The organism is Paradesulfitobacterium aromaticivorans, from assembly GCF_054657415.1.
Genome location: NZ_BAAHYT010000011.1, coordinates 327,162 through 348,722 on the forward strand (window position 1 = coordinate 327,162; position 21,561 = coordinate 348,722).

A 21,561-nucleotide genomic window follows, 5' to 3' on the forward strand; every position below is an offset into this window, starting at 1 on the left:
AAAGGAGGCTTAAGGTTGTGAAGGATCCTGCACACGTATCCAAAGCCAAACATCAGGCCTTAAGAAGGCAAGTGTATGTTTGGCAATTCCCGGTCCGGATTTTTCACTGGATTAATGCTGCGGCCATAATCGTTCTCTTTCTCACTGGAATCTATATCGGTGGCCCCATTCTTTCCCCTCAGGCTGAGGCGTACCAAAGTTTTGTAATGGGCCAAATCCGCTATTGGCACGGGATAGCAGCATATATTTTTATTGCCAATCTGCTCTTTCGTCTTTACTGGTTTTGGGCCGGGAATGAATATTCCAAATTGCGTTTGTGGCGCGGGGACTTTTGGCAGGATGCAGCCTCTACGTTCAAGTACTATACTTTCATGACGCGCGAGCATGCTCTCCATCAGGGACACAATGCCCTAGCTCAGTTAATGTACTTCTTTTTCGTGTGGCTGGCCAGTGCGGTGATGATTCTCACCGGTTTGGCGATGCGGGGCGGTGGAGATCTGAACGGGGTATTATCTGTCCTTTTCGGATGGGTGATTCCGGCCTTCAGAGGAGAGTATCAAATCAGAAACATCCATCACCTTTTTGCCTGGGGCTATCCCCTGTTTTTGCTAGGGCATCTCTACATGGTGCTTAGACAGGATGTTCTCGATGATGATGGGACGGTGTCATCAATGATCAACGGGTATAAGTTTGAGCTTGTCGGGAAAGAGGAGAGCGAGCAACACGGCCTGACAGAGAATATGCCAACGACAGCCAAATAGATCTTAGTAAAAAAAGACTACAGCGTTTGATATTTCCAAGCGACGCGAATCAAGTGACTTTTTCACCAGAACATTTGATAGAAAGAAGCGTGGGCAATGAATCTAGATGATAACATCGGAATCCTGGCCGTGGGCAATCTTCTGCGCCGCGATGAAGGGGTTGGCCTGCACGTATTAGAATTATTAAAAGATGTGGTTCCTCCTAATGTGGAACTTTTAGATGGAGGGACATCAGGTATGTCATTACTCAGTTTTATTGAAAATAAAAAGCATCTTATTATTCTGGATGCGGTGGATGATGGCCGTGCGCCCGGGGAAGTTGTGGAATGGCGTGGGGACGAGGTGCCGAAATACTGCAAGGGTAAGTTATCCCTCCACGAAATGAGTTTTGCGGAAGTCTTATATTGGGCGCATTTTACAGGTAACATTCCGGAAGAAATAGTAGTAGTCGGGATCCAGCCGGAAAGTCTGGAATGGGGGCTAGAGTTAAGCGATACCACTGCCCAGAGCCTGCCTCAAGCGCTGGAGAAGGTCATTAGATGCTTGGAACAGTGGCAAGACCCCCGGTTTGTACCGTCTGCAGATGGAGCACACTAGGTGCTTGAACGATATGGAGAGTGAACGATATGGAGCATGGACGATGTACGTCCTGGGTAAAGTTTGCTATAATTATTTTTGAATTCAGAGGAATTTGCAGCTTATAATCTCAGAGGAAAGAATCTGAATTACATGAACTCTTAAAGGAGATCACTTAATTACATGTTAAATAAAATGCAAATTGCGATTGACGGCCCGGCAGGAGCGGGCAAAAGCACGGTAGCGAAAGCCGTGGCTGAGCTTTTAGGGCTCTTTTACCTTGATACAGGAGCGATGTATCGCGCGGTAGCACATAAAGCCTTAATAAACAAAGTGGATATTCACTCTGCAGAAGAGGTCAGCCGCTTAGCAGCGCAAACCAGGATTAGTTTTGATCATGCCCAAGGGAACCGGGTTTGGTGTGACGGGGAAGATGTGACAGGGGCGATCCGTACCCCGGAAGTCACGCGGGCTGTTTCAGTGATTGCAGCTTATCCTGAAGTGCGTGAGCGGTTGGTCGCCTGGCAGCGGCTGGAGGCAGAACGGGGCGGAGTAGTCATGGATGGCCGTGATATTGGGACGCAAGTTTTGCCCAGGGCTGAGCTTAAGGTTTTTCTGACCGCTTCTCCTGAAGCACGGGCTAAACGGCGTTGGCTTGAGGTACAAGCGACTGGGAAAGAGATTGCCCTGGCCGAGATCGCAGCAGATATGGAAAGAAGGGACCGGCAGGATCGGGAACGTGAATCTTCTCCTCTTAAACCTGCTGCTGATGCGGTTGTTCTTGATACCACAGGGCTTACGGTTGAGCAAGTTATTTCTGAGATTGTTACCATGGCTCAGGAGGGAACAAAATGAGTTTTTACGGTTTCGCTAAGACTGTGATGTCGCTTCCGTTTCGCCTGATGCGCTGGAAGTTAAGAGGGTTGGAAAATGTCCCGGCTGAAGGGCCGGTAATACTCGCATCCAATCATGTTAGCCTGTGGGACCCGGTACTTATTGGTTGCGGCCTGCACCGCCAGGTTTGCTATATGGCTAAAGATGAACTTTTTCACGTTCCGGTCTTAGGATGGGCTATTCGTCACCTGGGAGCTTTCCCGGTTAAAAGGGGTCAAGGAGACACGAGCGCGATCCGCCAATCCCTGGCAGTTCTCAAAGAACATAAAGTCTTGGGGGTGTTTCCGGAAGGGACGCGTTCCAAGACGGGGCAAATCCAGAAAGCGCTGCCGGGAATCGTTCTGTTTATGGAAAAGAGCCAGGCACCGATTGTTCCTGTGCGTGTTAGTGGCACCCGCAGCCTGTTTACCAAGGGCTGGGGCAAAGTTGGGATGGTCATCGGCGAACCGCTTACGCCAGAGATGCTTAAACCCCCTGCCAATGTAGAAAATCGGCGGGAGTGGGTAGCGCAAAAGATAATGGACGCTCTCGATCAATTGCCTGAAATTTAGACCGCATGTTTTTTTGTGCTCAGGGAACGTTAAAGATGGAAAAGTAAAGTGATACAGCAGGAATTTGAAGCCTAAGCAGCGAAATATTTGTCTTAGGGAGTTTTTTCTTATATATCCGCTACTAAGGAGGTTAAAAGTTGGAGGTAATTCGAGCGGATAAAGCCGGATTTTGTTTCGGTGTCAAACGGGCGCTTGATTTAGTCGAAAAATCCGCTGCAACTAAGGATGTGGCTACTTTAGGGCCCCTGATTCACAACCGCCAGGTGGTGGAGCGCTTGGCAGAGCGCGGGGTGCGCGCTGTGGCATCTGTTAAAGATGCTCAAGCCAAGACTGTGATCATACGCTCACATGGTGTAGCTCCCCAAGTTTACCGGGAAGCGGAAGAAGCTGAGATTGAAATAATTGATGCCACTTGTCCTTTCGTGCAAAAGGCGCAACAGCTTGCAGCCACAGCTGCGGAGACTCGCCAAGTGATTGTGGTGGGGGATAAAGAACACCCAGAAGTTCAGGGAATTCTCGGCTGGGCCGGAGGACAAGCCTTAGCGATAGAGACAGTTGAGGAAGCGTGTTCTCTTCCTCATTACCAAAGTCTGACAGTGTTAGCTCAGACGACACAGCCGGTAGCTAACTTTAACGCGATTGTGGACGAGCTACGCTGCCATACAGAGGATCTCACTGTGGTTAACACGATCTGCAGCGCTACCCAGGAACGCCAAGATGCCGCACGCGCGTTGTCTGACCAGGTCGATGTCATGGTAGTAGTCGGCGGGAAGAGCAGCGCCAATACCCGCAAGCTTGCAAGGATTTGCACGGACAAAGTACCCACTTATTTAGTAGAGACTGCTTCTGAATTAGAAGAAATCTGGTTCAAAGGAGCTAAGACGGCTGGGCTCACAGCCGGAGCTTCCACGCCGGATTGGATAATCGAGGAGGTTTATAGAAAGATGTCGGAAATGGATGAAAAGGAACCGGTAGCACAAGGTGCTGACGAAAGAAATCAGGAAGGCATGAACATGGAAAGCTGGGATGAAGGGTTGCAGAAACTCCATCGTGGAGCCTTGGTCACCGGCACGGTCGTGAAAATGACAGATGATGAAGTTTTTGTGGATATCGGTTGGAAGTCAGAAGGGGTTATCGCGCGCAGGGAACTAGCGGTTGGTTCCGTGACGAAGCCGGAAGATGTGGTTTCTATGGGAGATCAGATTTCGGTGGTAGTTCTCAGGGTAGAAAATGAAGAAGGGTACCCCGTTCTTTCCAAACGACGGGCTGATGAGGCCGGGTCTATGGATCGTTTGGCCGAGCTGGCTGAGAGTAAAGAAGAGATTCAGGCCAAAGTGATCGAGGTTGTCAAAGGTGGACTTTTAGTCAATGTTGGCATGAGGGGATTTGTGCCTGCTTCCCAAATTCAGTTTGGGTATGTGGAGGATCTAAATCAGTTTTTGGGCCAGACGCTACGCCTGCGCGTCATTGAATTTGACCCAGGCAAGAAAAAAGTTGTGCTTTCACAAAAAGCTATTTTAGCTGAAGAACAGGAAAGTAAACGCAAAGGGTTAATGGAGACTCTGCACGAAGGAGATGTAGTTAAAGGGGTTGTGCGCCGCTTGGCCAACTTCGGCGCATTTGTTGATATCGGCGGGATGGACGGACTCTTGCATGTTTCTGATATGGCCTATTCCCGGCTTAAGCATCCATCTGAATTGCTTCAGGTTGAGGATGAAGTTGAAGTTCAGGTTCTTAAAGTAGACCGTGAACATGAAAAGGTAGCCTTAGGCTTAAAACAGCTTAAACAAAGCCCGTGGTCTGCTGTCGGGGACAAATATCCCGTCGGCTCCCTGGTAACGGGTAAAGTGGTGCGCATCGCTCCCTTTGGTGCCTTCGTCCAGTTGGAAGACGGAGTGGATGCCCTTGTTCATATTTCCCAGTTAGCTAACCGACGGGTGGCAAAAGTAGAAGAGGTTGTGCAAGTCGGAGATATGATCAGTGCTAAAGTAATCGAATGTAAGCCGGAAGAGAAACGGATCAGCCTTAGCATCAGGGAAGCGGCTGCGGAGGCCGATGCTGCTTTAGCCGCGGAGGAAGTTGCCAGCCAACCGGATATTCCGGAAGTAACCATCGGAGATGTTGTCGGGAACCAGGATAGCGAGAGCTAATTAGGCGTGTACATTAGACCTGGTTAGTGACTTCTTGCTCGAAGGAGTAGGAAGTCATTTTCACGTCGCACAAAAATCGCAGAAGGAATCGAAAAAAGGTATTTTGAGGCAAATGAATCTAAAGTAAAGTAAAGGTATCTAAAGCAAAGGGATGGGGAACATGCGGAGACTGGGACCCATAGACTATAAGCTCCTGTTTTTGGCTTTAGCCATCTTAGTGTTTGGCTTAATTATGGTTCTTAGTTCTGGTGCGGTCCAGGGGTATAATGCCACCAACACTCCTTATTATTATTTTCTGCAACAATTTAAATGGGCCTTAATTGGGAGCGGAGGGGCCCTAATAGCGCTCTTAGTCCCGTACAAGTTCTGGCGCAGATTTGCGGGCGTTGGCATGATACTTAGCTTTTTTCTGCTGTTGGCGGTGCTTTTTAGTGAGGCCTCGGTCACGCTCAAGGGTTCTGCCCGCTGGTTAAAACTCGGGGGCTTTAGTTTTCAACCTTCGGAAATTGCCAAACTTGCTCTGGTGCTATTTTACGCCCATATCCTCGACCGTTATCCGGTGCGCAAGCTCAAGGATCTTGCTTTGCCCTTAGGAGTACTTTTGCCCCTGCTGGCCCTGATTTATAAACAGCCGGATTTGGGCACCACTATGGTTTTACTCTTGACTGCTGCAGCCATGTTACTCCAGACAGAGTTGCCGGTAAAATATTTTCTTGCGGCCATTCCCCTGTTTGGGCTCCCCCTGATGTACCTTGTCCGGAATACGGAATACCAATGGCAGAGAATATTGGTGTGGTTAAATCCGTGGGCATACTCCGCTGATATGGGTTATCAGATTATTAACGCCCAAATAGCCTTCGGTTCAGGAGGGCTTTTGGGAGTGGGGCTTGGTCAGAGTAGACAGAAGTATGGGTTTTTGCCGGAAAATTTTACGGATATGATCTTTGCCATTATCGGGGAAGAACTTGGGCTTTGGGGTACCTTGCTCCTCGTAGGGTTATTTGTGGGGCTGTTTGCCCGCGGTTACAAAATAGCGCGCGCATGTCCGGATAGATTTGGCAAACTTTTAGCTTTCGGGCTGACTTCTACCTTGGCGATTCAGACCGCAATCAATTTGGCGGTAGTTACCGGTGTGTTCCCGGTTACCGGGATTACTTTGCCTTTGATCTCATATGGAGGGAGTTCCCTGTCTGTCACTCTGTTTGAGATAGGGCTTCTGCTTAATCTGTCACGCTGGCGCACCGTCAGTTCGAATCCCGGTCTAAAGTGGGCCAAGAAGGGAATAATAGGGAGAGCTTAAGAAACACTGGGAGGGTAAGGGATGTTACCTTACGGTGAGTGGATTATTTTCTCTCTCGCATTTGGATTTTGGGCTGAGAAAATCCCGGGAAAGCGGATGTTGATTTCTCTGGCTGGAGCGTGGATGGGCGGTCGGGTTTTAGAGTTGTTGTTTGCTCCGTATTATCCGTGGAATTGGCATTATGCGCGCTTGGCTGTGATCTTGGTTTGCTGGCTCTGGGCATGGCACCAAGCTAAGCGGCGTGCACTGCCCCTTGTCTTGGTCGTGCTCGCGCTTATCAGTCAAGATCTTTTCCTGGTCAATGAACCTGGAATTTTTCTCGCAAATAAGTGGCTCTTTGCAGGGGTCATCGTGTTAACCGCTTTTATCAGCGCCCATGAATATTGGGAGGTAGCGGCTGCGATTAGCGGAGGTTTGCTAATCAACCAACTACTATCAGTATTTTTCTTAGATGGAATTGTGAAGTTTGCTGATCTTCCTGATGATTTTACCTGGAATTTCTGGGTTGCATTTTTGGCCATGGGAGGTCTAGTCAGAGGCTGGAGAGAGCGTATGGCAGGGGTCCGGCCTTCTCAGCCTGACGCTGCCGAAGAAGGAGAAGAAGTACGTGATATTGAAGAAGCTTAAAGCTTTGGTAATTGGAGGTTGTTTTTTTGCCTAATGGGCTTGTGGTTGCCCGTGTGGAAGCGGGCGGAATTGCCGCGGAAATGGAAATCGCGCCAGGGGATAAAGTTATGGCAGTTGATGGTCAGGAAATTAAAGATATCATTGATTTCCAGTACCTAACGGCTGACGAAGTATTTACTCTGCTGATCGAGAAGGCAGATGGAGAAGTGTGGGAAATAGACATCGAAAAAGACCCAGAGGAGTTTTTAGGACTGGAAGTGGAAAAGGTAAGTGCAGGGGGTCTGAAATTCTGCACAAACAATTGTGTTTTTTGCTTTGTGGCCCAGATGCCTGAAGGGATGCGGCGAACTCTGTATGATAAAGATGATGATTACCGTCTGTCCCTAAGCCAGGGCAGCTTTATTACGCTTTCTAACCTGTCTGAGGCTGAGTTTCAAAGAATCCTTGACCTGCACTTAAGCCCATTGTATATTTCCGTTCATGCCTGGGATCCCGCAGCCAGGGTCAAGCTTATGCAAAACAAGCGGTCTGGGGAATTGGCGGACCAGATTAGGCGGCTGGCTGAAGCCGGTATCAGTATGCATACTCAAATTGTGCTGGTTCCCGGGTATAATGATGGGGAGGTGCTGGCAGAGACTGTTGCACGTCTGGGTGGGTTTTATCCGCAGGTGCAGTCAATTGCAGTAGTGCCGGTAGGGCTTACCAAGTTTCGTGAGCAGCTAACTGACTTACGCTCGTTCGATAGCTCCGAAGCACGCACACTTCTCGAACATGGCCATAAATGGCAGGAGGAATTCTACCGTGAAACCGGACGCCGCTTAGTATACTTTGCGGATGAGTTTTATGTCCTGGCAGGGCAGGACTTTCCGGGGGTAGAGGCTTATGACGGTTTTCCCCAGCTTGAAAATGGGGTGGGCATGGCGGCTAAGTTCAGTGCGGAAATTTCCGCAGGCTGGGACCGCTTGCCAGTGGCCATTCCCGCACGCACCGTACATCTGATAACCGGAGTTTCGGCAGCGGGTTTTTTTAGAGAGGTTAAGCGTAAGGTAGAGGAAAAGGTAAAAGGCCTGTCTTTACTTATTCATCCTATCCGCAACGATTTCCTTGGCAGCACGGTCACGGTTGCCGGACTGCTCACTGCCCAGGACATCGCTGCCCAACTGGGGGATCTTCAAGGACAGGAATTTCTAATTCCGAACATCATGCTCAAAAGTGATGAGGATATTTTCCTTGACGATCACAGCGTGGAGTGGCTGGAACAACAGGTAAACGGCAAGGCTGTAGTTGTAGAAAATCATGGGCTAAGCTTCCTAGAGGCACTCGTCCGACATAGTTAGTATTAAAAAGCCAGCATCGAACATCGAACATCGAACATCGAACATGGAGGTGGGAATCAGTGAGTAAACCGGTCGTAGCGATTGTTGGCCGGCCTAATGTCGGCAAATCCACTCTCTTTAACCGGATTGCCGGCGGGATGGTAGCCATCGTGGAAAATAAACCTGGGGTAACAAGGGACAGGCTTTATCGTGAGGCAGAGTGGTTAGGACGGAAATTTACTTTAATCGATACCGGCGGGATTGAGTTTCGGGAAGAATCTACGCCCATGTCAGCGCAAATACGGAAGCAGGCCGAACTGGCGATCGAAGAAGCGGACGTGATTGTATTTGTAGTGGATGCTAAGGCCGAACTTACTCCGGATGATGAAATGATTGCCAGGACCCTGCGCCGTTCACGTAAACCGGTGCTGCTCACGGCTAATAAAGTGGAGAATTTCGCCAAGGCTGAGAGTGAGTTGTATGAGTTTCTCCAGCTGGGTCTAGGGGAGGCTATTCCGATCTCTGCCGTCCATGGGATGAATACAGGGGATTTGTTAGACGCCGTAGTTTCCCGCTTTCCGGAGGAGGGCGAAGAGGAGTATGCACCTGATGTGATCAAGATTGCGGTAATCGGCAGGCCGAATGTCGGAAAATCCTCCCTTGTAAACAAACTTATCGGGGAAGAACGGGTCATTGTGAGCAACATTCCCGGAACTACGCGGGATGCAATTGACACTCCGTTTACATATGAAGATAAAAGCTATGTCCTGATTGATACGGCAGGCATGAGGCGCAAAGGGCGGATCGAAGAAGTTACGGAATACTATAGTGTCGTGCGCTCCCTAAGGGCGGTTGACCGTTCAGATGTTATCCTCATGCTGATAGATGCCCAGGAGGGAGTCACTGAGCAGGACAAGAAAATTGCCGGGTATGCTCATGAAGCGGGCAAAGGAATCGTATTAATCGTTAATAAATGGGATTTAATTGAAAAAGATGAAAAGACCATGGACAAATTTGACAAACAAATCCGAGAAGAACTTGGGTTTATGCAGTATGCCCCCACTCTTTACATCTCCGCGAAAACTGGTCAGAGGGTAACTAAGATCATTGAGTTAGTGGACTTCGTGGCCGAACAGAATTCCATCCGCATTGCCACATCTACCTTAAACAGCCTGGTGCGGGAATGGGTGCACCTGAACCCGCCTCCCAGCGATAAAGGACAGCGCTTGAAAATCCTGTATTTAACTCAAGTAGGGGTGAAACCACCGACCTTCGTGTTCTTTGTCAATGAGCCGGAACTCATGCATTTTTCTTATCGCAGATATTTACAAAACCAGTTGCGTCAGAGCTTCGGGTTTGAAGGTTCTCCCTTACGCATCGTTGTGCGTCAAAGAGATGAGGAGAGGGAAAAGTAATGGAGTACGCATTGTTTGTAGTCGCGTATTTTCTGGGGGCAATTCCATTTGCCTATGTGGCCGGACGCTTAAATGGAATTGATGTGCGTAAGGCTGGCAGCGGCAATATTGGCACCACCAATGCTTTTCGCCTTTTGGGAGCAAAGGTGGGGATAGCAGTACTCATCGGGGACGCTTTAAAAGGGGCGATGGCAGCGTGGGTAACTTACATTGCTTTTGGCCCCTGGGGCGGCATAGCCGGAGGACTCTTGGCAATGGCTGGGCACAGCTGGAATCCGTTTTTTGGTTTTAAGCCGAGCGGGAAGGGTGTGGCTTCCGGCTTGGGAATTATAGCTGTCTTAATGCCAAAAATCACGTTGGTAGCCGTTTCACTGTTTGTGCTCGTGGTGGTGCTTACCCGCTATGTCTCTTTGGGGTCAGTGGTCGCAGCTTTGACCGTGGCTATTTCAGTTTTCATCGTGCAGGAACCCTTTGCCTACCAGACCTTTGGCCTCATTGCAGCTTTGGTCGTTGTAGCCCGGCACCGCACGAATTTTCAGCGTATCCTCAAGGGGACAGAACATCGCTTCGGCGACAAGAAAATTTCCTGAGGGGGGTAAAGAATGGCGAGAATTGCTGTTTACGGGGCAGGCAGTTGGGGTACGGCCCTGGCCGTAATGCTGGCGAAAGCAAGACATCAGGTTGCGCTCCTCGGGCGCGACCAAAATCAGATTAGTGGTATGGAAGAGAGCCGGGAGAATTCCAGGTATTTGCCGGGAGTAACATTGCCCGCTTCCCTTAAGCTCACTACGAATTTACACTCTTTAGAAGCGGAACTGGTTATATTCGCTGTGCCTTCGCATGGTGTACGGGCGGCCGGTCGCATGGCCCGTGCTTATGTGCAGAAAGGCAGCATTATCGTAAACACAGCCAAAGGACTGGAAGAAGGGTCGCACCTGCGCCTATCCGAAGTGCTTACAGAGGAACTACCTGGGCACCCTGTCGCTGTCCTATCTGGTCCGAGTCATGCAGAAGAAGTCGGCCGCGATATGCCGACGGCGGTGGTGGTTGCCTCGGATCTGGACACGGCCGAGAAAGTGCAAGATCTGCTCATGACCCCTAATTTCCGAGTGTACACCAATCCAGACGTGATTGGGGTTGAGCTGGGCGGAGCCCTAAAGAATGTCATCGCTCTCTGCACTGGGATGGCTGATGGTCTGGGTTTTGGGGATAACACCAAGGCAGCCCTCATGACGCGCGGCCTCGCAGAAATTGCCCGCCTCGGGGTGGCAATGGGGGGGCATCCCCTGACTTTTGCGGGTTTGGCGGGAATCGGGGATCTTATTGTTACCTGTACGAGCACACATAGCCGCAACCGCCGCGCTGGGGTAGCCCTGGGTCAGGGCAAGCCGCTAGCCCAGGTTCTGGAAGAAGTAGGTATGGTCGTAGAAGGGGTTCGCACCACTAAAGTTGCGTATGAACTGGGTAAGGCCAAGGATATCCCGATGCCTATTACTGAGCAGGCCTACAAAATCATCCAGGAAGGGGCAGACCTCAGGCGAGCAGTGTCGGAATTAATGCTGCGCGGCAAACGGCATGAGTTAGAAGAAGTGGCAGCGATTACGCTGAGCAAAACGGAACAACGATAAAAAAATTGCATACTAAGATTTGTTTAAGAAAGCCAAGGTAAATCCTGGCTTTTTATTTTTTTAGCATAATTTTCTAGGTCAGAGCGTATTAGTTTTGGAGAATACATGCTTTTTTCAAGGATGTACACAAGTTTCTTTCTGCTGTTTGGCATATTCCCCCAAGGAGACCAATATATTTATACTGCTTAATGTGCTAGTCCAGGCAGCCGATGGTCATTAACTGATTAGGGGGTGGAAGGGAGATAAGGTGGGGGGGCCCTTCCCCAATTGTGGGACAGCACTCAAAAGGGAGGGAATATAGGAAAATGGAAAAAGTGGACATTTTTAAAGATATCGCCGAACGTACCGGTGGCGATATCTACCTCGGAGTAGTTGGGCCGGTCCGCACAGGGAAGTCCACCTTTATCAAACGTTTCATGGACCTCCTGGTCTTGCCCAATATCATGGATGTTTTTGAGCGGGAGCGGGCCAAAGACGAGTTGCCGCAAAGTGGGGCAGGCCGGACTATCATGACCACCGAACCCAAATTCATCCCATCGGAGGCGGTGGAAATCATCGTCAGGGACGCAATTCACATGAGTGTGCGTCTGGTAGACTGTGTGGGCTATGCTGTTGATGGCGCTCTCGGCTATATTGATGAGGACGGAGAAGAGCCGCGCATGGTGAATACCCCTTGGAATGAGGAATCTATTCCCTTCCAAGAAGCGGCCGAGATCGGGACGCGCAAAGTGATCAACGACCATTCTACCATCGGAATTGTGATTACAACCGATGGCTCGATCACGGAGATCGGGCGCGAAGCATACCTGGATGCGGAAGAACGGGTAATTGCGGAGCTAAAGCAGCTCGGGAAACCGTATGTGATTGTGCTGAACACGACCAGGCCTTATGCTGAACATACGATGGAACTCTGCCGTTCCCTGGAGGAAAAGTACGGGGTTCCAGTCATTCCGGTAGACTGTCTGGAAATGACAGCGGAAGACATAATACAGATTCTAGAAGAGGTTCTCTATGAATTCCCGGTGGCTGAAGTTAACATTGAACTGCCGAAGTGGGTCGAAGAATTAGACAGCATCCACCTTGTACGCGCCAGCTTTGAAGAGACAGTGCGTCAGGCTGTGGAAGGGATTCAAAAGCTGCGGGATATCGATCGTTCTTTAGACGCTTTGGCTGAATGCCCGCACGTCCAAGATGTAGTTCTAAAGGAAATGAACCTGGGAACAGGGATTGCCAATATCGAGATGACGGCTGTTGATGGCTTATTCAAGAAAGTCCTGCAGGAACTGACGGGTGTGGACATTGATGGGGAGCACAATTTAATGCGCATGGTTATTGACTACAGCAAAGCTAAACGGGAATGGGACAAAATTTCTGCGGCGATTGATGAAGTCCAGACCAATGGCTACGGCGTGGTAACTCCACTGCTTGAAGAAATGTTCCTGGAAGAGCCGGAACTCGTAAAACAAGGCGGCCATTACGGAATCAAACTTAAGGCCAGCGCTCCTTCCCTCCATATCTTACGCGCTGATGTGACAACCGAGATCACTCCCTTGATCGGGACGGAAAAACAAGCCGAGGAACTCGTGCGCTATATTCTGGATGAGTTTGAGAGCGATCCGAAAAAGGTATGGGAATCAAATATCTTCGGGAAATCTCTCCATGATTTGGTGCGCGAAGGTATCCAGAACAAACTCTACCGCATGCCTGAGAACGCCCAGCGCAAGCTTCAGGACACCCTGCAGCGGATTGTCAATGACGGCAACGGCGGGCTTATTTGTATCATAATCTAATACACAACCAACGTTTGTCCTCCTCTCAACACTGCTTTAGAGCAGTGTTTTTGTTTTTATATTGCTAAAATAAATAATTGTAATAGGATTAGAGCGCAATTTGATTGCATCTTAGCAATAAAATGTTATAATTTGAAACATAAATACCCCTACTAAGTAATGGTATTTTGTCATGAACATAAGGAGGGAAATTAATGCCTAATGTTAAAGTATTATCTGAAGAGGATGTAAGTCCGGAAATTCAAGAGATTTTTGCCAAACTCAAGCAGAAACATGGAGAAGTGCCTATTCCCATGCGTGTGATGGCGAACCATCCTGAATATTTAAAAATGGTTATGCATAAGATGGAGACTGTTCTTGGTTCGGATGTTCTGGATATGAAGACGAAGCTTGCCATAGCTTTTGCGGTGTCGACCCTCAACAATTGCGAAATGTGTATTACTATGTACGGTAAGCAACTGCGGGAAGCAGGCTTTACTGATAAGCAAATGGTGGAAATTCTCGCTGTTATAGACTTGGTGGGTTCCATGAATCACTTCAACAATGGAATGCTGATCAAACCTTAACAAGAGAGCGCCTGAGAAGAAGATTTCTCAGGCGCTTATGCTTTGCTCAGATTAAATATGGAACGCTATTCGATTTGTTCTATTAGGGTACTTTCTTTGACAGGTTTCCGCGTGATAACACCTCGTTTTTGGTTGGTCTGGTTTCACTTAATTATACCAAAAACCCAGTGTTCATGCGGATTTTTTTTGTGTTTTATGACCATTTTCATGCTTAAATATTGGCCGTTTTATTGGGTATGAAACTTAAGTGTTTGTCTCAAATTAATTTTTTTCTAACCTCAAAAATTGTTCTTAACAAAATCTTATAAACTTCCTCAGAATGTTTACATATTTGAACGTTATAATAGTGTTAATTGCATGATGAAAGTAGGTATCAGACATGGAACCAAAAATACTTCTGGTAGACGATGAACCTGAAATACAGTCGCTCGTTCGCGATTATTTAGGGCGCGAGGGTTTTCGTGTCGTGACGGCGTCCGGCGGGCTTGAAGCGATGCGCCTGATCGATGCGGATGCTCCGGACTTAATCGTGCTTGATTGGATGTTGCCGGATATGAGCGGGTTGGAAATTTGCAAGACTTTGCGTAAGACCAGTTCGATTCCCATTATTATGCTTACAGCTAAGTCTGAGGAAGTGGACCGCGTGCTGGGTCTTGAGGTTGGGGCTGATGACTATATTGTTAAGCCTTTTAGCTTGCGGGAAATGTTGGCCCGTATCCGCAGCGCGCTGCGCCGTTCAGGAGTGGAAAGGATGGATGCTCCTCAGAATTTGGTGCGCGGAGAGCTGAATATTGACCCTGTAAGCCACCGAACCTGGAAAAGGGGTGAAGAGTTGCAGTTAACTCCTACCGAGTTTAAGATTCTGCAGGTGCTCGCTTCCCGTCCGGGCACGGCCTACAGCCGCTTGCAGCTTTTGAGCAGGGCTATGGGGGAAGAGTATCTCAATTATGAACGCTCCATTGACACGCATATATCCAACCTGCGTAAAAAAATCGAGGACAACCCTGCCGAGCCTATTTACATTCAGACTGTGTTTGGGGTTGGGTATAGGTTTGGTGAAGTGCGGTGACGTTAAAACGCAAATTCTTAATTGCCCTGATCAGCATGGTTGTGTTCATGTCATTAGTGTTTGCGGTTATTTCCCTGACGTCACTAAATTTTCTTTTGGGACATGCCGTGAATTACGTGCAGCAAGGGTTTAATCAACAATGGAACAGCTTGCTTTCGTCTTATTATACAGAACATAAAAGCTGGGACGGGGTTCAGAATTACGTCTTGAGGTTGATGGAGGATTCCAACCGCCGCGAACTAACGGTTGAGCGCGACAGCGACAGGCTCTACGTCTTTGATGCGGAGCGGAAAATTGTAGCGAGTTCCCGGTCGAGTGACGTGGGTAAAAGTTTAACGGAATTGCCCCAGGCTTCCAGGCTGTCCGGCCACTTGTCTGAAGTAAAGATCGGGGAGCAAACAGTGGGCTATTTCTGGCTGGACGACAAGCTGGTCGTGGGCCAGAGCAGATTAGCCAGGTCAGTGGGCAAAACGATCATTAACTCTTTAATCGTCGGGCTTGTTCTGACCACGATTCTGGCCCTAATACTGGGCATTATCCTGACAAGCCGCTTCACGGGACCCTTGCGCAATTTGACTGAGGCAGTAAAGAAAGTGGGAAAAGGAGACTTAAGCACAAGGCTCAAGATTAAGGGCAAAGATGATATCGCAATGTTAAGCCATGCCTTCAATCAAATGACAGAGCAACTAGCCCGTAATGAGGAAGTAAGGCGCAACATGGTGGCCGACATTGCCCACGAGCTGCGAACTCCGCTAGCGGTTATTTACGGCAAGCTTGAGTCCCTCCAGGACGGAGTTTTGGTGATGAGCCCCGAAACCCTGCTGCCCATTCAGGATGAAACCATAAGATTAACCCGCTTGGTTCAGGATTTGCAGCAATTAAGCCTGGCAGAAGCGGGGAAATTGCCGCTCCATCTTTTTACCGTTGATATTACAAGCCTTTTGGGCAAGATATTGGAACAGTTCGCCATTGAATTCGAGACGCGCCAGATTGAAGAAATTTTTGTTACAGCAAGTCCTGACCAGACTTACACTGTGGAAGCTGATGCTGACCGCTTGACTCAGGTGTTTGTCAACCTTATCGGGAATGCCTTGCTGCATACTCCCCCTGGAGGGCGGCTCACCGTCAGTGTCCGTACAGAAACAGCCCTTGCCTTGCCGGGGATTATACCCAGGCCGGGAGTTAATGTCAGAGACATACTGACCCGCCGCAGCGGCAAGAAAAATCTGGAGCAAGACAGACCTGACAAGGAGTTTGGGCTGATGCGTGCGGATAATAAGGAATGGGTGAAAGTGAGCATCCAGGATACGGGGGTTGGAATTCCGGAAGAAGAGCTGGCCCACATTTTTGACCGTTTTTACCGGGTAGACCGGGCACGGGGGAGAGAAACAGGTGGAACAGGCCTTGGCCTAGCGATTGCTAAGGAGTTTGTGCAGGCCCATCAGGGCAGGATCGAGGTTGTGAGCAAGTTTGGGGAAGGAGCGTGTTTTACGGTTTACCTTCCTGTGAAGCAGACCGGCAATTCTGCTGCTGCAAGCTATTAAGGCCACTTTGCTGCGAGTGAAAGTGGCAAAAAGTTAAATATAGGCCATAGTGAAAAGAGACTCTGGATATGATTATAAGAAAGAGGAGATTGGACATGAAGAGAAAAAAGTGGATCATCTTGGGTATGACCGCAGTAGTTATTGTGAGCGGCGGCTTCTGGGCTTACAGTAAGTTGACAGCCAAACCGGCGACCGCTTCCGCTATTCCTGGCAAAGCCCGTTACGGAGACGTGCAGAAGGTGATTAGCGCTACCGGTGCTGTCAAGTATCCACAGTTAATTCCCCTGTCATTTCAACAAGGAGGAAAACTGGTTGTTCTTAATGCCAAAGTAGGAGACAGGGTTACGCAAGGACAGGTCTTGGCGCAATTAGAAACGGACAGCCTGCAATTGAGTGTTACCCAAGCCCAAGCCAATTTGGCTATTGCTCAGGCTAAATTAAAACAGACGCTTGGATCTGCAGACTCCTCTGTCTATTCCACTTTGGCCACAGCTCAGCAGAATTTGAGTCAGGCTACCCAGAACCTCGCGACAACTAGGCAAAATTCGGATCCGGCCTATTTGAACAACCAGGTAAATATGGCCAAACAGAAACTTGCTCAGGCCGGAAATGACTTGGCTGCTGCTCAACAGGCTGGGGATGCTGCCCAAATTCAGGGAGCTCAGGGCAAGCTCACCCAGGCTCAACAAGACTTAACCATAGCGGAAAGCGCTCTAAACGGAGGGGCCGCTCAGGCTTTGGCTGCTGCTGAAGCCCAGTATAACGCGGCCCAGGCAAAGCTTAGGGAAGCTCAGGAACAGGTAAACGAGTATAATGAGGGAAAACCGTCTGCTGATCTTTTGTCGGCTCAAGCCAGTGTCGCCCAGGCACAAAGCAGTTTGGCCACTGCCCGGACCAATTTGGATAATGCCATCATCAAGGCTCCTGCTGATGGAGTGATAACTTCTGTCAGTGTGGAAAACAATCAAAATGTGGATAAAACCACGATCATGACGCTGGCCGCAGACTCCGGAAATTTTCAGGTGGATGTGGTGATTGATCAGGCGGATATTGCCCAAATAAAAATCGGACAAAAGGCTGACATTACGCTTGATTCTACTCCCAACATGCATATCAGCGGTACGGTGACTTCCATCGATTTGCAGGGTACGAGCACTCAAAATGTCACAACCTATAAAGCTGAAATTCAGCTTGATCAGACTTCAGATCTCCTGCGGGCAGGCATGAATGTCAATGTTGGCATTGTCCTGGCCGAAGCGAAAAATGTTCTCACCATCCCCAGCGAAGCGGTCAGAAGGATGGGAGAGCGCACCATGGTCTTAGTACCGGGAGCAGCGCCGAATGGGGCGGGGGCGGGAAGCACCGCTGGGAATTCCAACAGGGGCAGCGGCCAAACTTCAGGAACCCAGGGCCAACAGAATCAATCCAGATCAGGTGCAGGCGCAGCTGCAATTCCTTCAGGAATAGACGCTCATCTTGTCCCGGTGGAGATCGGGTTGGACGATGGGACGAACGTAGAAGTGAAAAACGGCTTGACTGACGGACAAGAAATTATTATCGGGGTTCGTTCCGCAACCACCACCAACAACAGCCCGGCTTCCGGGTTCCCTGGATCCGGTGCCGCCGGTGGTCAGAACAATATGGGGCAGTTAAACCGGGCCATTCAGGGAAGGTAACAAACTGCTGAAGGTTTGAGGCGGAAGGAGGAACGGAATTTGATCGGACTAAAAGGGATTAAAAAGATCTATGCCACCGGGGAGATCGAGGTCGCAGCCCTGCGCGGGGTTAATCTTGAAGTAGGAGCGGGGGAGTTTGTTTCTATCATGGGCCCTTCCGGTTCCGGAAAATCCACAATGATGAACATTCTTGGCTGCCTCGATACTCCAAGCGATGGAGAATACATTTTGGACGGAGTGAATGTGGCCCGGGCTTCTAACAATGAGCTGGCTGACATTCGCAACCGTAAAATCGGTTTCGTGTTTCAGGGCTTCAATCTCTTGCCCAGGACCACTGCCCTGGAAAATGTAGAACTGCCGCTTCTGTACGCGGGTGTCGGGGGCAAGGAGAGAAAGCAAAAGGCGATTGAGGCTCTCGAAGCCGTGGGTCTGGGGGATAGGGTCAACCATAAGCCCAAAGAACTTTCAGGTGGGCAGCAGCAACGGGTAGCCATTGCCCGGGCTTTAGTGACCAAGCCGGCTATCATTCTGGCTGATGAACCCACCGGCAACCTGGATACCCGCTCAAGTGAGGAAGTCATGGCAATTTTTCAAGAACTTCATGCCACTGGTAACACGATTTTGATCGTCACGCACGAACCGGACATCGCCCAATACACAAGGCGGATTGTGCGCTTCCGGGACGGGGAAATCGTCGGGGATGAGGAAGTCATTAATCCGCGGGTGGCTCAGCCTCAGGAACAGGTAGAGAAAGGGGCGGTATCGTGAATTTCCTTGAATCTGTACGCGTGTCCTTGCGGGCTTTACGCGCCAATAAACTGCGCTCAATTTTAACAATGCTGGGAATTATCATCGGGGTCAGTGCGGTCATAGCCATGGTTGGCATCGCCAACGGAGCAACCGCCCAAATCACTTCCCAGATCCAGGGACTGGGTTCCAATCTCCTGATCGTCTCCCCCGGCCAAGCGAGTAGCGGGGGTGTAAGGGGAGGAGCGGGCAGCGCTAATAGTTTGACAATGGACGATATTCCCAAAATAGAAGCCGCAATGGGTTCGGCAGTAAAGGCAGTTGCGCCTTCGGCAGGACAGAGTGTGCAGGTAGTATACGGTTCGGGCAACACTTCCACCACTGTGACGGGGACGACCGCAGATTATGCCGCGATTCGCAGCGTCAGTACGGAACGGGGGAGATTTTTAACTCAAGCAGATGTGGATCAGTACGCAAGGGTAGCCGTGCTCGGCCCCACAGTGGTTCAAAATCTCATGGGCTCCCCGGATGCAGATATCGTGGGCAAGATTATCAAACTGAAGAATGTGCCCTTTCAAGTGATTGGGGTCACAGCCAGCCAGGGATCGTCCGGCTTCCAGAACAATGATGATATGATTTTCGTCCCGATAACGACGGCACAAGCCCGCTTGATCGGAAATAAGTATGTGCGCCAGATTTTTATTGAGGCTGCGTCTGCGGATATGATGCAGACTGCTCAGGATGAAGTTGCGATGGCCTTAAGACAGGCGCACAAGATTCAGGCTGGGCAGCCGGATGATTTTTCCATCATGAATCAGGCTGAGGTTCTCCAGACTATGCAGGGTGTTACCCAAACCATGACCATGCTTTTGGGAGGGATTGCCGCTATTTCCCTTTTGGTTGGTGGGATCGGGATTATGAATATCATGCTCGTGTCCGTGACTGAGCGCACACGGGAAATAGGCATCCGCAAAGCCATCGGTGCCAAGGGCCGTGATATATTAATGCAGTTTCTGATTGAAGCAGTAGTCTTGAGCATTCTGGGAGGGGGGATAGGAATAATACTTGGTTGGGGCGGCTCCACCCTCATCGGAAAAATGCTCAACATGGCGGCAAGTGTCTCAGCCTCTTCAGTCCTAATGGCCTTTGCCTTCTCGGCGGCCATTGGAATCGTGTTCGGCGTGTTTCCGGCCAGGAAAGCCGCCGGGATGGATCCGATCGATGCTTTAAGGTATGAGTAAGAAAGAGATTACAAAAGAGAGGAGATTTTCCCGGTGAATTATAAGAAAAAGAGAATTATGACTTTGTTTATTTCCACACTAATTATGGCATTGCTGCTAAGTCCCCAGTTTGTTTTGGCCGTAACTCCGCCCCCACTGAGCTACCTTGTCTTTCAATCCACGTCCGACCAGACCCTGATCGTGGGGGATACCAATCAGATTCATGTTACATTATACGATAACTCAAATGCTCTCTTTTCCGGAAGTGTCACAGCCTATATTTCAGATGCGAATGGCAAAGTGACTTATTATTCGATTGGCGGTTCCAGTGGCAATTACACCGTATCCAATGTCATCCTGGATAAGACCGGGAGCTACAGCCTAGTCTTATCCGATTCGAACGGTGGCTACGCGAGCGGGACGATTACGGTCGTTAACGCCAGTGTTTCTGCGACAGGATCCTTAGTCCTAAACTCCAAGCAAATGGTCACGGTCAAGCTAACTGACCCGGACGGGAATCCCTTGGGAAGGAAGTCAGTTACAGTTGACGGAACGGAAGTGGGGGGCAATTCTGCTCCATATACTACACTCTACGATGGTACATTTAACTTTTGGATGACTCCATCTAAGATGGGAAATGTAAACATACTCTATGGCGGACATGTGGTGTTAACTCTGGCGGTTGAACCCGCATACAAGAGCGGTGGCCGCATTGGCAGCAATGCTGCAGATAATGTGGCGCTTTCAGTTGAGATCGCACGCAAGGGCTGGACAAGTACCAATACCGTAATAATCACCAGGGATGATCTGGTTGCGGATGCCATGGTGGCCGTGCCACTGTCCAAGAAATTCGATGCCCCTATCCTAATGACTCCGACAGGCTCGTTGGACTCCAGGGTTATGGACGAGATTAGCACGCTTGGGGCCAGAACCGTCCTGATTATCGGCGGGACCGGGGCTCTGTCAGAAGATGTGGAGAAAAGCCTGGCAGCTCGGGACCTTAGGGTTATACGGATTTCCGGTGCCGATCGCACTGAGACGGCTGCCCAGGTCGCCTCTTGGGTTGGTTCACCGGGAACGGTTTTTCTTGCGAACGCCTATGCCGAACCCGATGCTTTGGCAGCCAGCGCGTTTGCGGCGGCTAAGGGAGATCCGATTCTGTTGAGCGCAGGAGATGCCTTGTCCCCCGCAGCCCAGGAAAGGCTCACCGCGTTAAAACCTACGGAAGTGGTCATTCTGGGCGGGACTGGGGTGGTCAGCCAGAGTGTAGAGGATACACTCAGCCAGACTTATACCGTCAGGCGCCTGGGCGGACAGGATCGCTATGAGACGGAACAACTGATTTTTCAAGAGTATTTTAATACTCAGTCTCCCCAGAGCCCGCTCTATTTTACTTCCGCCTTAGTGACAGCTGCGGATGTCGGCGGCGGCAAACCGTTTGCAGATGCCTTGCCAACTGCGGCTCTGGCTGCAAAGACGGGAGGTTTCACAGTAGCTCTTCCTCCCAAGAACCTTCCCACAACGATTCGTACGTTTCTGCTGTACAATAAAGGGTATATCTCAACCTCGAACATCATTGGAAATACTTCGGCTATCAGTAATGACCTCGAACAACAACTGCAAAAGCTGCTTAGTCATTAATGTGGGGGTTTAGAGCTAAGAGGAAAAAACTAAATTTTTAACCCAGTTGATATGATCGCAGGGAGTTTGTGAAAGCTGCCGCTGCCAGGA

Annotated in this window: 19 protein-coding genes; all 19 read left to right on the forward strand. The window is 49.7% G+C overall.

Annotation, left to right across the window (positions count from 1 at the left end):
• Window positions 1-17: 17 nt before the first annotated feature.
• Entirely contained in the window at window positions 18-761 is a 744-nt protein-coding gene (gene cybH, locus ACYQ2N_RS18385) for a Ni/Fe-hydrogenase, b-type cytochrome subunit (RefSeq protein WP_460000871.1), read from the forward strand.
• A gap of 96 nt (window positions 762-857) precedes the next feature.
• Window positions 858-1,358, forward strand: coding sequence for a HyaD/HybD family hydrogenase maturation endopeptidase (locus tag ACYQ2N_RS18390; RefSeq protein WP_460000872.1), 501 nt, complete (start codon window positions 858-860; stop codon window positions 1,356-1,358).
• Between the two features lie 162 nt (window positions 1,359-1,520).
• A complete protein-coding gene (cmk, locus tag ACYQ2N_RS18395) occupies window positions 1,521-2,192 on the forward strand; it encodes a (d)CMP kinase (RefSeq protein ID WP_460000873.1) in 672 nt (223 codons plus the stop codon).
• Window positions 2,189-2,782, forward strand: coding sequence for a lysophospholipid acyltransferase family protein (locus tag ACYQ2N_RS18400; RefSeq protein WP_460000874.1), 594 nt, complete (start codon window positions 2,189-2,191; stop codon window positions 2,780-2,782). Before cmk ends, ACYQ2N_RS18400 begins: the two co-directional genes overlap by 4 nt.
• A 137-nt stretch (window positions 2,783-2,919) precedes the next feature.
• Window positions 2,920-4,932: a bifunctional 4-hydroxy-3-methylbut-2-enyl diphosphate reductase/30S ribosomal protein S1 gene (locus ACYQ2N_RS18405; protein ID WP_460000875.1), complete on the forward strand. Its 2,013-nt coding sequence runs from the start codon at window positions 2,920-2,922 to the stop codon at window positions 4,930-4,932.
• Window positions 4,933-5,083: 151 nt separating this feature from the next.
• Entirely contained in the window at window positions 5,084-6,232 is a 1,149-nt protein-coding gene (ftsW, locus tag ACYQ2N_RS18410; protein WP_460000876.1) for a putative lipid II flippase FtsW, read from the forward strand.
• A 21-nt stretch (window positions 6,233-6,253) separates the two neighbouring features.
• Window positions 6,254-6,859 (forward strand): hypothetical protein, encoded by a 606-nt coding sequence (locus ACYQ2N_RS18415; protein WP_460000877.1) that lies wholly within the window; start codon window positions 6,254-6,256, stop codon window positions 6,857-6,859.
• 26 nt (window positions 6,860-6,885) lie between these two features.
• Window positions 6,886-8,196 (forward strand): DUF512 domain-containing protein, encoded by a 1,311-nt coding sequence (locus ACYQ2N_RS18420; RefSeq protein WP_460000878.1) that lies wholly within the window; start codon window positions 6,886-6,888, stop codon window positions 8,194-8,196.
• Window positions 8,197-8,255: 59 nt separating this feature from the next.
• Window positions 8,256-9,590 (forward strand): ribosome biogenesis GTPase Der, encoded by a 1,335-nt coding sequence (gene der / locus ACYQ2N_RS18425; RefSeq protein WP_460000879.1) that lies wholly within the window; start codon window positions 8,256-8,258, stop codon window positions 9,588-9,590.
• Window positions 9,590-10,180 carry a glycerol-3-phosphate 1-O-acyltransferase PlsY gene (gene plsY / locus ACYQ2N_RS18430; protein ID WP_460000880.1) on the forward strand — a complete coding sequence of 197 codons (591 nt, stop codon included), beginning with the start codon at window positions 9,590-9,592 and terminating at the stop codon, window positions 10,178-10,180. The genes der and plsY overlap by 1 nt, the downstream gene beginning before the upstream one ends.
• 12 nt (window positions 10,181-10,192) lie before the next feature.
• Window positions 10,193-11,218 (forward strand): NAD(P)H-dependent glycerol-3-phosphate dehydrogenase, encoded by a 1,026-nt coding sequence (locus tag ACYQ2N_RS18435; protein ID WP_460000881.1) that lies wholly within the window; start codon window positions 10,193-10,195, stop codon window positions 11,216-11,218.
• Window positions 11,219-11,523: 305 nt separating this feature from the next.
• Window positions 11,524-13,008 (forward strand): stage IV sporulation protein A, encoded by a 1,485-nt coding sequence (spoIVA, locus tag ACYQ2N_RS18440; RefSeq protein ID WP_460000882.1) that lies wholly within the window; start codon window positions 11,524-11,526, stop codon window positions 13,006-13,008.
• Between the two features lie 194 nt (window positions 13,009-13,202).
• Window positions 13,203-13,574 (forward strand): carboxymuconolactone decarboxylase family protein, encoded by a 372-nt coding sequence (locus tag ACYQ2N_RS18445; protein WP_460000883.1) that lies wholly within the window; start codon window positions 13,203-13,205, stop codon window positions 13,572-13,574.
• A 379-nt stretch (window positions 13,575-13,953) separates the two neighbouring features.
• Window positions 13,954-14,643 carry a response regulator transcription factor gene (locus tag ACYQ2N_RS18450; RefSeq protein ID WP_460000884.1) on the forward strand — a complete coding sequence of 230 codons (690 nt, stop codon included), beginning with the start codon at window positions 13,954-13,956 and terminating at the stop codon, window positions 14,641-14,643.
• On the forward strand, window positions 14,640-16,187 hold the full coding sequence (locus tag ACYQ2N_RS18455) for a sensor histidine kinase (protein WP_460000885.1): 1,548 nt from the start codon (window positions 14,640-14,642) through the stop codon (window positions 16,185-16,187). The genes ACYQ2N_RS18450 and ACYQ2N_RS18455 overlap by 4 nt, the downstream gene beginning before the upstream one ends.
• A 95-nt stretch (window positions 16,188-16,282) precedes the next feature.
• Window positions 16,283-17,863 (forward strand): efflux RND transporter periplasmic adaptor subunit, encoded by a 1,581-nt coding sequence (locus tag ACYQ2N_RS18460; protein ID WP_460000886.1) that lies wholly within the window; start codon window positions 16,283-16,285, stop codon window positions 17,861-17,863.
• A gap of 39 nt (window positions 17,864-17,902) precedes the next feature.
• Window positions 17,903-18,631, forward strand: a complete 729-nt coding sequence (locus ACYQ2N_RS18465; protein WP_460000887.1) for an ABC transporter ATP-binding protein — start codon at window positions 17,903-17,905, stop codon at window positions 18,629-18,631.
• Window positions 18,628-19,851: an ABC transporter permease gene (locus ACYQ2N_RS18470; protein WP_460000888.1), complete on the forward strand. Its 1,224-nt coding sequence runs from the start codon at window positions 18,628-18,630 to the stop codon at window positions 19,849-19,851. Before ACYQ2N_RS18465 ends, ACYQ2N_RS18470 begins: the two co-directional genes overlap by 4 nt.
• Before the next feature lie 33 nt (window positions 19,852-19,884).
• Entirely contained in the window at window positions 19,885-21,471 is a 1,587-nt protein-coding gene (locus ACYQ2N_RS18475; RefSeq protein ID WP_460000889.1) for a cell wall-binding repeat-containing protein, read from the forward strand.
• Window positions 21,472-21,561 lie beyond the last annotated feature (90 nt).

Coding starts and splice junctions, on each gene's coding strand:
- ACYQ2N_RS18415 (WP_460000877.1), top strand. CDS start 6,254: ATGTTACCTTACGGTGAGTGGATTATTTTCTCTCTCGCATTTGGATTT.
- ACYQ2N_RS18400 (WP_460000874.1), top strand. CDS start 2,189: ATGAGTTTTTACGGTTTCGCTAAGACTGTGATGTCGCTTCCGTTTCGC.
- ACYQ2N_RS18445 (WP_460000883.1), top strand. CDS start 13,203: ATGCCTAATGTTAAAGTATTATCTGAAGAGGATGTAAGTCCGGAAATT.
- ACYQ2N_RS18435 (WP_460000881.1), top strand. CDS start 10,193: ATGGCGAGAATTGCTGTTTACGGGGCAGGCAGTTGGGGTACGGCCCTG.
- ftsW (WP_460000876.1), top strand. CDS start 5,084: ATGGGGAACATGCGGAGACTGGGACCCATAGACTATAAGCTCCTGTTT.
- plsY (WP_460000880.1), top strand. CDS start 9,590: ATGGAGTACGCATTGTTTGTAGTCGCGTATTTTCTGGGGGCAATTCCA.
- ACYQ2N_RS18460 (WP_460000886.1), top strand. CDS start 16,283: ATGAAGAGAAAAAAGTGGATCATCTTGGGTATGACCGCAGTAGTTATT.
- ACYQ2N_RS18390 (WP_460000872.1), top strand. CDS start 858: ATGAATCTAGATGATAACATCGGAATCCTGGCCGTGGGCAATCTTCTG.
- ACYQ2N_RS18450 (WP_460000884.1), top strand. CDS start 13,954: ATGGAACCAAAAATACTTCTGGTAGACGATGAACCTGAAATACAGTCG.
- spoIVA (WP_460000882.1), top strand. CDS start 11,524: ATGGAAAAAGTGGACATTTTTAAAGATATCGCCGAACGTACCGGTGGC.
- cmk (WP_460000873.1), top strand. CDS start 1,521: ATGTTAAATAAAATGCAAATTGCGATTGACGGCCCGGCAGGAGCGGGC.